This window comes from Kineococcus sp. AC630 (genome assembly GCF_979255925.1).
Genome location: NZ_CEEDMJ010000047.1, coordinates 1 through 10,266 on the forward strand (window position 1 = coordinate 1; position 10,266 = coordinate 10,266).

Here is a 10,266-nt window from a genome sequence, read left to right on the forward strand (position 1 = left end):
GGGCTGGGCGGGGGCCTGCTGCTGACGGTTCGGCGTCGACCAGCCGCCGCGGGCCGGGCGGGCCTGACCGCGACCGCCACCGGACTCGCCACTGCCACCGGTGGCCCCGGCGGCCTGCACCCGGGCCTCGATGCCCGTCACCTGGATGAGGGCCTCGGCCACGAACCCCGCGTGGTTGCCGCTGCTGAAGGTCTGGGCCAGGCCGGGCGTCTTGAACTGCAGGACGAGGACGCCGTTGCGGTGGTCCTCGACCCGGGCGCTCTCCGAGACCAGCGCCCAGGTGACCCGCTTCATCGACTTCAGCTTGTCGAGGACGTCGGTCCACAACCGCCGGACCGTCTCGACCTCGCTGCCACCGCTCGGGGCGGCAGCGGGAGCCTCAGCACCGGCGGGTTCCGGGGTCGGGACCTCGATGCGGGCCGGCGCCTCGCCGGGGGTCCGGGCGGCGGGCCACGCGTCCGCGGACGGCCGCTCCTGAGCGGCAGGGCGTTCGGGCGCCGGTTCCACCGGGGCGGCGACGGGTTCGGGGCGGGCGGGCTCGGGTGCGCGAGCGGGTTCCGCGCGGACCGGTTCGGGGGCGCGCACGGGGTCGGGTTCGACCCGGGGGGCCGGGGCGGTCGCCACCGGGACCCCGGCGCTGAACCGGCGTTCCATCCGGTCCATCCGCGAGCCGATCCCGCCGTCGGCGTCGACCCCCGGCAGCAGCAGCCGCGCGCACAGGAGTTCCAGCTGCAGGCGGGGCGAGGTGGCCCCCGTCATCTGTTCCAGCCCGGCGGCGACGACGTCGGCCGCGCGGGAGAGCTCGGCCCGTCCGAGGTGGGAGGCCTGCGCCTTCAACCGCTCCAGGGCGTCCTCGGGCACGGCGAGCGCGTCGGCCGCGGAATCACCCACGGCCGCGACGATCACCAGGTCCCGCAGCCGTTGCAGCAGGTCGTCGGCGAAGCGACGGGGTTCCTGGCCGGTGTCGACGACCTTCTCGACGGCGCGGAACACCGTCGCGCCGTCGCCGGCGGCGATGGCCTCGACGACGTCGTCGAGCAAGGAGGCGTGGGTGTAGCCGAGCAGGCTCACCGCGATGTCGTAGGTGACGCCGTCGTCCCCGGCCCCGGCGATGAGCTGGTCGAGCACCGAGAGGGTGTCGCGCACGGATCCGCCGCCCGCGCGGACGACGAGCGGCAGCACGCCCTTGCCGATCTGGACGCCCTCGCGCTCGGCGAGTTCCCCCAGGTAGGGCGTCAACCGGCCCGGGGGGACGAGGCGGAAGGGGTAGTGGTGGGTGCGCGAGCGGATGGTCGTGAGGACCTTGTCCGGCTCCGTCGTCGCGAAGATGAACTTCACGTGCGGCGGGGGTTCCTCGACGGTCTTCAGCAACGCGTTGAAGCCCGCCGCCGTGACCATGTGGGCCTCGTCGAGGATGTAGACCTTGAACCGGTCCCGGGCGGGGGCGAAGGAGACCCGTTCGCGCAGGTCGCGGGCGTCGTCGACCCCGTTGTGGCTGGCCGCGTCGATCTCGACGACGTCGATGCTGCCCGGCCCGCCGTTGGCGAGGTCCTGGCAGGAGTCGCAGGTGCCGCAGGGGGTCGCCGTCGGGCCCTGCGCGCAGTTCAGGCAGCGCGCCAGGATCCGCGCGCTCGTCGTCTTGCCGCACCCCCGCGGCCCCGAGAAGAGGTACGCGTGCGTGATCCGGCCCTTGCTCAACGCCTGCATCAGCGGAGCGGTGACGTGCTCCTGGCCGATGACCTGCTCGAACGTCTCGGGCCGGTAGCGGCGGTACAGCGCGGTCGTCACGGGGACGAGGCTAACCCGCGGTCCGGACACGGGGGACCGGTCCGGCGGAGGAGATGAGGGACCCCCCGCACACCCGCCAGGGCCCACCTACCCTTGCTGCCTTCCGGCCCTGGGGGGGTTCAGCGGGATGACGCCGCACGAGGGGTCTGCAGATCACTGTACGAGACGATCGCGACGGGGTCCAACCGCCCTCCGCCGCCCGCCCCGGTCGGAAGCACGGGTCACCGTCGGCTACGCTGGTGGCACTGGAGGATTCGCCTAGTGGCCTATGGCGCACGCTTGGAAAGCGTGTTGGGTTAACGCCCTCAGGGGTTCAAATCCCCTATCCTCCGCCGCACGAGGCCCGTTCCCGGACATCCGGGGGCGGGCCTTCGTCGTTCCCGGCGCAGCGCCCTCCGGCGGGGACGCACCGATCCCGAGCGGTTCCCGGGGATGGACGCTCCCGCACCCCTAGACTCCACCACCGTGATCTTCCACGCCGTGGGCGACGGCCGCCCGTACCCCGACCACGGCTACGAGACGACGAGCCAGTGGTCGAAGGTCCCGCCGCGCCAGGTGCGGTTGGAGGAGCTGACGACGACGAAGCGCACGCTCGACCTCGACGCGCTGCTGGCGGAGGATTCGACGTTCTTCGGCGACCTGTTCGCCCACGTGGTGTCCTGGCGGGGGCGGCTGTACCTGGAGGACGGGTTGCACCGGGCGGTGCGAGCGGCCCTGCACCAGCGGCAGGTGCTGCACGCACGGGTCCTGACGCTGCCGGACTAGGAACCACCCGGCTCGGGGGAGTGCGGGGCGATCGAGGGGGAACGGTGGCACGACGCTACGAGGACGAGCAGGACCGGGCGACGCAGGACGAGGGGGTGCTCCCCGAGGTCGAGGACGACCTCGACGAGGAGTCCTACCGGCGCCTCAGCGGACGGCGACGGGCCCGGCGGGTTCGCCAGCGCGCCGTCTTCGCGGTGGTGGTCCTGGTGGTGCTGGGCGCCGGTGGCGCGGCCGCGCTGATCTACACCGACCACTGGCAACCCGGCTCGTCGGCGACGCCCACGAGCGCCGCCCCGAGCCCGACCTGCGTGCCGGCCTCGGCCCCGGCCCTGCTGCCCCCCGCCGAGGTGAGCGTCGACGTCCTGAACGGCACGTCGCGCCGCGGTCTGGCGGGCACGGTGGCGGGGGAGCTGCGCACCCGCGGTTTCGTCGTGGTGAACGTCGGCAACGCGCCGACGGCGACCGGCCCGGTGACGGCCGCGGTGACCTACCCGGCGACGTCACTGGCGCAGGCCGTCACGGTGGGGGCCCGATTCCCCGAGGCGAAGCTCGTGCCGGACCCGGCCGCGACCGTCATCACGGTGGCCCTGGGAGACGGGTACCAGAACCTCCTGGCCGAGGACGTGGTGGTCGCTCCGGCGCTCCCGGTGGACCCGGCCGCCGCCTGCTGAGCGGAGACGACGAAGGGCCCGGAACCAGTGGTTCCGGGCCCTTCGACGTGCTGCGGTGACGGTGGGATTTGAACCCACGGAAGAGTTACCCCTTCACACGCTTTCGAGGCGTGCTCCTTAGGCCGCTCGGACACATCACCTTGATCCTGCGTCACCAACCTTACACGGCTCCGGCGGTGCCTCGCTCAGCTCCGCCGGGCGGCGAAGAACCCGTCGAGCAGAGCCCCGCACTCCTCGCCGCGGACACCGCCCGCGACCTCCACGACGTGGTTGAGCCGGCGGTCGCGCACGACGTCGCGCAGGGACCCGGCGGCGCCGAACCGGGCGTCCCAGGCCCCGAGGACCAGCCGGTCGACCCGGGCCAGCACGGTCGCCCCCGCGCACATCACGCACGGTTCCAGCGTGACGACGAGGGTGCAGCCGGACAGCCGCCACTCCCCGCGGGTGCGGGCCGCCGCGCGCAGCGCGAGGACCTCCGCGTGCGCGGTGGGGTCACCGACGGCTTCCCGCTCGTTGCGTCCCACGCCGAGGACGGTCCCCGCCGCGTCGACGACGACCGCCCCGACCGGGACGTCCCCGGTCTCCAGGCAGGCCCGGGCCTGCTCGAGGGCCAGGCCCATCCAGCGCGTCCAGTCGGGGGGGACGGCGAGCCCGTTCAGCGCAGCGATTCCAGGACGTCGGCGAAACCGAGGAGCTCACCGATCTCGACGGTGGCTCCCGAGGGGTCGGCCCCGGAGGCGGCGATGCGGACGAGGACCTCCGCGGGGAGGCCGAGGTCGGCCAGCAGTTCGGGGTCGCCGGCCCAGACGTCCTCCGCCACCACGGGTTCGGACCGGGTGGCGGTGGGTTCGTCGTCCTCCTCCTCGCCGTCGGCGTCACCGTCGTCGTCACCGTCGGCTGACGCGTCGTCGCCGAGGACGGCCCGGGTCGCCGGTGGGAGTTCGGCGAAGAGCGGGGCGAAGGAGCTGTCGGCGGCCGCGACGGCGTCGGAGACGAACACCTTCGTGTCGACCCCTCCGTCGGTGCGGACGAGCGCGAACCACTCGTCCTCGCGTTCGAGGACGGCGAGCACGGACGCGTCGTCGTCGTCGACGGCGCCGCGCAGGACGTCGCCGAGCTCGTCGGGGGATCCGGCTTCCAGGTCGATGTCGACGGAGCGCCAGTCTCGGTCGTCGCCGGAGCCTTCGGGAGAGAGCACTGCGGTGAAGTACGCCACGCCACCATCGTGGCAGGAGAGGGGCCGCAGCGACCAGCGGTCCCACGTCGTGGCTCCGACCCCTTACTTTCGACGTCATGCGCCTGTCCGTCATCGACCACCCGCTGGTGGCCCACAAACTCACCGCTCTGCGTGACGAGCGGACCGATTCCCCGACGTTCCGTCGCCTCGCCGACGAACTGGTCACCCTGCTGGCCTACGAGGCGACGCGGGACGTCGCCGTCGAACCGCACCCCATCACCACCCCGGTCACCACGACGACCGGTGTCCGGCTCCGCTCCCCGAAGCCGATCGTCGTCCCGATCCTGCGGGCCGGGCTCGGCATGCTCGACGGGATGGTCCGGTTGCTGCCCACCGCCGAGGTCGGGTTCCTGGGGATGATCCGCGACGAGACCACCCTGCAGGCCACGACGTACGCGAACCGGCTGCCCGACGACCTCTCGGGTCGGCAGGTGTTCGTGCTCGACCCGATGCTCGCGACCGGCGGAACGCTCGTGGCGGCCATCAACTTCCTGCTGGAACGCGGTGCCCGGGACGTGACCGCGTTGTGCCTGCTCGCCGCCCCGGAGGGGATCGAGGTGGTGCGGACCGCGTTCGACGACCACGCCCAGGTGAGCATCGTCACGGCCGCCGTCGACGAGCGCCTCGACGCGAACGGCTACATCGTCCCCGGGCTGGGGGACGCCGGCGACCGCCTCTACGGCGTCGTCTGAGAACCCCCGGAGCCCCGTGTCGTGGACGTCGCGGCGCGGGGCTTCGTGCTGCGCCCGGCTTTCCGGCAGGATGTCCCCCGTTCAGCACATTCGTGTACACGATCCGTGATCGAAATCAGGCGTTCGGGGGAACGCGGGAAGGAGCCGACCCGGTGAAGTGGCGTCGAGTTCTGTGGTGGGTAGTGGTGGTGTTCGCCCTCTATGCGGTCTACAAGGCGCCTGACCAGGCGGCGGACTTCGTCCGTTCCGTCGGCGAAGCGCTGAAGACCGTCGTGACCAGCATCCTGAACTTCTTCGACGGGTTGCTCAGCTGAACCGCTCGGGACGAGGCCAGAACCCGGAGCCTCGCGACGAGGCCCGGGAACTGGTGATGCTTTCCGGCACCCGACTGCGGAAAACCGGTCAGGACGGCACCTGGGAGGTCCTCGAGGTGGAGGACGACGATTCGCCGGACGATTCCGCGGATTCCGCGGTGGAGCAGGACCCGCTCCCGCCGCTCGACGAGGAGCCCGGACCGGACCCGCTGTGGGAAAGGCCACCCCGTTCGGTGCGCCGCTACGTCCTCGGCACCGAGAAGCGTCTGGTGTGCCTGCGGCGGCACCTGGTGGTGCTGGCGGAACCCGTGCTCACCTGCGTGCTCGCCCTGCTGGCCGTCCTGTGGCTGGTCCCGCGGGTCGAGGACGTCCCTCACCTGCCGAACCTGCTGTTCCTGGCCTGGGTCGTGGTGCTGGGCCGGGCCTACTGGAGGTACCTGCAGTGGCGCGGCGACTGGTTCATCGCGACCGACAAACGGCTGTTGCTGACCTACGGGGTCATCAAGCGCCGGGTGGCGATGATGCCGCTGTCGAAGGTGACGGACATGAGCTACAACCGGACGATCCTGGGCCGGCTCCTGGGCTACGGCGAGCTCGTCATGGAATCCGCCGGCCAGGACCAGGCCCTGAGCGACGTCGACCGCCTGCCGATGCCCGACCAGGTGTACGTGCGCATCTGCGAGCAGTTGTTCGGTGAGGTCGGCGCGGCGGACGCGCCGCGACCCGTGGGGGCGGTTTGGCGGATGGCGCGCCGGGCGTGGCCGGCCAGGTTCCGCTGACCGTTCCCCGGCTCGTTCCCGCGGGTCCGTCCAGCCGGCCCCGGAGACGCGACAGGGGGCGGGGTCCGAAGACCCCGCCCCCTGTCGTTCGTGCCGGTGCGTCAGCTCACTGAGCGGCGCGGAACTGGTCGATGATCGTCGAGGAGATCGGGCCGCGCGGGGCGACGGCGATCCCCTGCGTGGCAGCCCACTCGCGCACGGCGCGGGCGTCGACGGCAGCCGTGGAAGGAGCGGACTTCTTCGCCGCCTTCTTGGCAGACTTCTTGGCCGGGGTCGCGGCGGCGGGCGCCGGGGTCTCGGCGACGGGCGCGGGGGTTTCCTCGACCGGAGCCGGGGCGGCCTTCTTCGCCGGAGCGGCCTTCTTGGCGGTGGTCTTCTTCGCCGGGGCGGCCTTCTTGGCCGGAGCAGCAGCAGCGGCCGGAGCAGCAGCCGGGGTGCCGGCCAGCGCGGCGGGAAGGTCTTCCCACGCCACGTTGGTGGCGGCCTTGGCCGTCGCCGGGTTCCACGAGACACCGTTCGCGTTCACCGTGAAGGTGCCGATCTTGCGACCGTTCCGCTTGACGGGGATCTCGAGGTCGACGGCACCGACGGGCAGTTCGGTGGCCACCTTCAGTGCAACGTCGTGACTTGCCATGCTGAGCTCCTGGGGGAAGTAGTTGATCAATGCTGAAGCAATGAAACCACAGTTCTGCGGTAGTTCGCGCATCGAAGGACGAATTCTCACGGAGTTCCCCGGGTTCACGGGGGAGTTGTCGGGGTTCACCTCCGCGGTGTTGTCCGTGAGCTCCTCGTGATGGGTGTGGGATCGAACCTCCCGGCCCGGGAGAGGGAGTTCCCGGGGTTCTCCGGGGTGTTGTGACGCCGCCGGTATCCACCCGTCCGAACCCGGAGTGAACGCGCCTCGGAACTCCCGCCGGAACCCGGCCGACAATGCCGCGGGCGAACTCCGGGTCCCCGGATCCGGGAGGGAGCGGGGGTGTCACCGGGAACCCGGAGGTCCGGGAAAGGTCGCGGGGACGCGGCCCCGGGGGAGTCGGGGAACGTCGCGCCGGGCGGGGAGGGGGAGCAGTGGCAGCGTCCTCCGGTGGCCCGGCCGGTCCCGGACGGAGGGCGGACCCGTGGCCGGGAGGAGGGCGGAAGAGCCCGGACATGGAGAAGGGCCCCGCGGAGGGGGCCCTGGGTGGAGCTGAGGTGTGCGCCCGAAGGGATTCGAACCCCTAACCTTCTGATCCGTAGTCAGATGCTCTATCCGTTGAGCTACGGGCGCCGGCAGCCCGCCGTGGCGCGCTGTCCTGGACTACTGTAGCGGGCTTCCGCCCTCGTCACCAATCGACTGCGGTGCAGCGCTTCCGAGCGCCGCCGCGGGGCGCCCCCGCTGCGCCGGGTGGGACGGCGAAGGCCCCGGTCGCTCGTGGCGACCGGGGCCTTCGCTCCGGCGGAGGTGGCGGGATTTGAACCCGCGAGGGGGTTGTAGCCCCCAACCCGCTTAGCAGGCGGGCGCCATAGACCGGACTAGGCGACACCTCCAACGCACTGAAGGTTAGCAGGAGCACCGCCTGGGTAGCGTGCGAGCATCGGTGTCGATGAGCGACAACGCCGAGGAGCCCCGCCGGTCCACCCCACCCCCCGGGGACGGCCCACCCGCTGACCTGCGCGGACGTCCGCGGCGCCGAACGGTGGTGGCCGGTTCGGCCGCCGGTGCCGTCCTCCTCGCCGGTGGTGCCGGTGCCTGGTGGTGGTCGCGGTCCCGAACCGACCCCGCGGCCGGGGCGGAGGACGCCGCCCGGGCCGTCGCGACGGGGTGGACGCAGGGACGCTTCGGTGAGCTCGACCTCGTCGCCGCGGCCGGTGCGACGCCGCCCGCCGACCTGGGCGCCGAGTACGCCCGACTCACCGGCACCCTCGCGAGCCCCCCGCCGACGGTGACGGTGACCGGGGTCGACACCGGCCGCGCGGAGCAGGGCAGCGCGACGGCGACGCTGGCCGTGTCGTTCGACCTCGCGGCCGGCCACGGCGCGGCCGCGGGCAGCGTGCTGGCCTACTCGACCACCCTGCGCCTGACCCGCAGCGGTGAGGGAGACGCGGCGAGGTGGCGCGGAGTCTGGGAACCCGCGCTGGTGCACCCGGAACTCGCGTCCGGGGCCACGTTCGCGGTGGACCGGGAACTGCCCCCGCGCGCCGACGTCCTGGCCCGCGACGGTTCGCCCGTGGTGACCGAGACCCCGGTCGTCCGGGTCGGGGTGCAACCCTCGCGGACGAGCGACCCGGCGGCCACGGCGGCGGCCCTGGCCGCGGCCCTCGGAGTCGACGCGGCGGCTCTGACGACCCGCATCCAGCAGGCTGCCCCTGATGCGTTCGTCGACGTGATCACGTTGCGCCGCAGCGACTACGACGCCCAGAAGTCCGTCCTGCAGCCGTTGCCCGGCACGGTGTTCGCGGAGTCGACGCTGCCGCTGGCACCGTCGCGCGGGTTCGCGCGGGCGTTGCTGGGGAGCGTCGGGCAGGCGACCGCGGACACCATCGCCGCCGCCGGGGGTCGCTACGCGGCCGGCGACCTTGCCGGGTTGTCGGGGTTGCAGGCCACCTACGACGAACGCCTCGCGGGGCGGGCCGGGATCACCGTGCGCGCCGAGGGCGGGACCGACGCCCGCTCCAGCCAGCTCGTGCGGGTGGAACCCCTGCCCGGGCAGCCGGTGCGGACGAGCCTGGTGACCACCGTCCAGCTGGCCTCCGACGCCGCGTTGGCGGCCAGCCCGGCCGACGCAGCCCTCGTCGCCGTCGACGTCGCGACCGGTGACGTCGTCGCCGCCTCGAACTTCCCCGTCGACGGCGGTGACCGGGCGCTGACCGGGCGGTTCCCGCCGGGTTCGACGTTCAAGGTGGTGACGACGCTGGCCCTGCTCGGCGACGGGTTGGACGTCGAGGAGAACGTGCCCTGCACCCCGACGTACACGGTCGAGGGCCGCACGTTCTCCAACTTCGAGGACGAGGCGTTCGGCGACGTCCCCTTCCGCGCCGACTTCGCCAAGTCCTGCAACACCGCCTTCGCGAGCCTCAGCCCCCGACTGGCCGACGACTCGCTGCCCACGGCGGCCGCCGAACTCGGGGTGGGGGCGCCGTGGTCGGCCGGGGTCGACGCGTTCGCCGGTTCCGTGCCGACCGCGAACTCCGCCGTGGACCTGGCCGCCGCGAGCTTCGGGCAGGGCCGGACGCTGGTCAGCCCGCTGGCCATGGCGGTGGCCGCAGCGTCCGTGGCGGCCGGTCAGCTGCGCGTTCCCACCGTCGTCCTCGACCCTGCCCCCGCCGCCCCGTCCGCGCCCGCCACCGCGGCCGACCCGGCCCTGCTGGTCAGCGTCGCCGATCTCATGCGCGACGTCGTGACCGCCGGGACGGCGACCGTCCTGGCGGGGGTCCCCGGCGAACCGGTGCACGCCAAGACGGGGACCGCGGAGTACGGAACGGCCCGACCACCCGCGACCCACGCCTGGACCATCGGTTTCCAGGGACAGCTGGCCTTCGCGGTGTTCGTCACCGACGGGTCCAGCGGAGGGGTCGTGGCGGCACCGATCGCGGCCGACTTCCTGCGCCGCCTCGACGCCGCCGGGGGCCTGTGACGGGTCGCGGGAGAGCCTTCCTGTGCAGGTCCGGTGAGGACCCGGGACGCCCCGGACCGGGTTCGCCACGAAATCTCCCTCCAAACCCTCCGAAGGAATTGCCAAGGGCCCCCGGATGGGGTGAGGATGCTGCAGTACGCCCTGTGGGCTACGTGCGGCCCGGCTCATCCCCCCCGAGCCGGACCGTGGACGGCCCCCGCTCCCCCCCAGCGGGGGCCGTCTCCTCATCTCCCGGGTCATCTCCCGGCCGGTCCACCGGCACCGCGTGACGTCACCGCGGTCTCCACAGGCCCCGGCAGAGCCCCTCCGTCCACAGCCCGCGTTCCCGCGGCGCCGGGTCGCTGCCCGGCGCCCGCACGGTGGTCCCCCGACCACCGTGAGGAGCAGCCCGTGCCCGTCCCCGGCC

10 protein-coding genes, 4 tRNA genes and 1 other RNA gene are annotated in these 10,266 nt (G+C 73.1%); 7 read left to right on the forward strand and 8 right to left on the reverse strand.

Going from position 1 to position 10,266, the window contains the following annotated elements; translation table 11 throughout:
- The coding region (locus AC0I8G_RS25600; protein WP_471732466.1) for a DNA polymerase III subunit gamma and tau at positions 1-1,788 on the reverse strand (1,788 nt) is incomplete at its 3' end.
- A 53-nt stretch (positions 1,789-1,841) separates the two neighbouring features.
- Positions 1,842-1,938, reverse strand: an RNA gene (gene ffs, locus AC0I8G_RS25605) — signal recognition particle sRNA small type.
- A gap of 97 nt (positions 1,939-2,035) precedes the next feature.
- On the opposite strand from ffs, the gene AC0I8G_RS25610 reads away from it, so the two are divergent.
- From AC0I8G_RS25610 to AC0I8G_RS25620, 3 genes are all read left to right on the forward strand, one after another.
- A tRNA-Ser gene (locus AC0I8G_RS25610) sits at positions 2,036-2,120 on the forward strand.
- A 133-nt stretch (positions 2,121-2,253) separates the two neighbouring features.
- The gene (locus AC0I8G_RS25615; RefSeq protein WP_328294428.1) at positions 2,254-2,553 is read left to right on the forward strand and encodes a type II toxin-antitoxin system VapB family antitoxin; all 300 of its coding nucleotides are present in this window, start codon (positions 2,254-2,256) and stop codon (positions 2,551-2,553) included.
- Between the two features lie 44 nt (positions 2,554-2,597).
- Complete coding sequence (locus AC0I8G_RS25620) at positions 2,598-3,224, forward strand: LytR C-terminal domain-containing protein (RefSeq protein ID WP_471732467.1); 627 nt, start codon at positions 2,598-2,600, stop codon at positions 3,222-3,224.
- Between the two features lie 53 nt (positions 3,225-3,277).
- Here AC0I8G_RS25620 and AC0I8G_RS25625 read toward each other — a convergent pair.
- The 3 genes from AC0I8G_RS25625 to AC0I8G_RS25635 form a co-directional block, all read right to left on the reverse strand.
- Positions 3,278-3,364 (reverse strand) — tRNA-Ser (locus tag AC0I8G_RS25625).
- Positions 3,365-3,409: 45 nt separating this feature from the next.
- Positions 3,410-3,883, reverse strand: coding sequence for a nucleoside deaminase (locus tag AC0I8G_RS25630; RefSeq protein WP_471732473.1), 474 nt, complete (start codon positions 3,881-3,883; stop codon positions 3,410-3,412).
- A complete protein-coding gene (locus AC0I8G_RS25635; protein WP_471732468.1) occupies positions 3,880-4,440 on the reverse strand; it encodes a tRNA adenosine deaminase-associated protein in 561 nt (186 codons plus the stop codon). Before AC0I8G_RS25635 ends, AC0I8G_RS25630 begins: the two co-directional genes overlap by 4 nt.
- Before the next feature lie 77 nt (positions 4,441-4,517).
- On the opposite strand from AC0I8G_RS25635, the gene upp reads away from it, so the two are divergent.
- The 3 genes from upp to AC0I8G_RS25650 all read left to right on the forward strand — a co-directional run bounded on the left by upp (position 4,518) and on the right by AC0I8G_RS25650 (position 6,246).
- Positions 4,518-5,153, forward strand: a complete 636-nt coding sequence (gene upp / locus AC0I8G_RS25640; RefSeq protein ID WP_328294431.1) for a uracil phosphoribosyltransferase — start codon at positions 4,518-4,520, stop codon at positions 5,151-5,153.
- Positions 5,154-5,245: 92 nt separating this feature from the next.
- Positions 5,246-5,467 carry a hypothetical protein gene (locus AC0I8G_RS25645; protein ID WP_471732469.1) on the forward strand — a complete coding sequence of 74 codons (222 nt, stop codon included), beginning with the start codon at positions 5,246-5,248 and terminating at the stop codon, positions 5,465-5,467.
- 158 nt (positions 5,468-5,625) lie between these two features.
- Entirely contained in the window at positions 5,626-6,246 is a 621-nt protein-coding gene (locus AC0I8G_RS25650; protein WP_471732470.1) for a PH domain-containing protein, read from the forward strand.
- Positions 6,247-6,352: 106 nt separating this feature from the next.
- Here AC0I8G_RS25650 and AC0I8G_RS25655 read toward each other — a convergent pair whose 3' ends face one another.
- The 3 genes from AC0I8G_RS25655 to AC0I8G_RS25665 all read right to left on the reverse strand — a co-directional run bounded on the left by AC0I8G_RS25655 (position 6,353) and on the right by AC0I8G_RS25665 (position 7,773).
- The gene (locus tag AC0I8G_RS25655) at positions 6,353-6,880 is read right to left on the reverse strand and encodes an Lsr2 family DNA-binding protein (protein ID WP_471732471.1); all 528 of its coding nucleotides are present in this window, start codon (positions 6,878-6,880) and stop codon (positions 6,353-6,355) included.
- Between the two features lie 560 nt (positions 6,881-7,440).
- Positions 7,441-7,513 (reverse strand) — tRNA-Arg (locus tag AC0I8G_RS25660).
- A 169-nt stretch (positions 7,514-7,682) separates the two neighbouring features.
- Positions 7,683-7,773: transfer RNA gene (locus AC0I8G_RS25665), tRNA-Ser, on the reverse strand.
- A 56-nt stretch (positions 7,774-7,829) separates the two neighbouring features.
- On the opposite strand from AC0I8G_RS25665, the gene AC0I8G_RS25670 reads away from it, so the two are divergent.
- Complete coding sequence (locus tag AC0I8G_RS25670; protein ID WP_471732472.1) at positions 7,830-9,860, forward strand: penicillin-binding transpeptidase domain-containing protein; 2,031 nt, start codon at positions 7,830-7,832, stop codon at positions 9,858-9,860.
- Positions 9,861-10,266 lie beyond the last annotated feature (406 nt).

Excerpts from the sequence above, each read along its gene's own strand:
- AC0I8G_RS25670 (WP_471732472.1), top strand. The coding sequence starts at position 7,830 with ATGAGCGACAACGCCGAGGAGCCCCGCCGGTCCACCCCACCCCCCGGG.
- AC0I8G_RS25655 (WP_471732471.1), bottom strand. The coding sequence starts at position 6,880 with ATGGCAAGTCACGACGTTGCACTGAAGGTGGCCACCGAACTGCCCGTC.
- upp (WP_328294431.1), top strand. The coding sequence starts at position 4,518 with ATGCGCCTGTCCGTCATCGACCACCCGCTGGTGGCCCACAAACTCACC.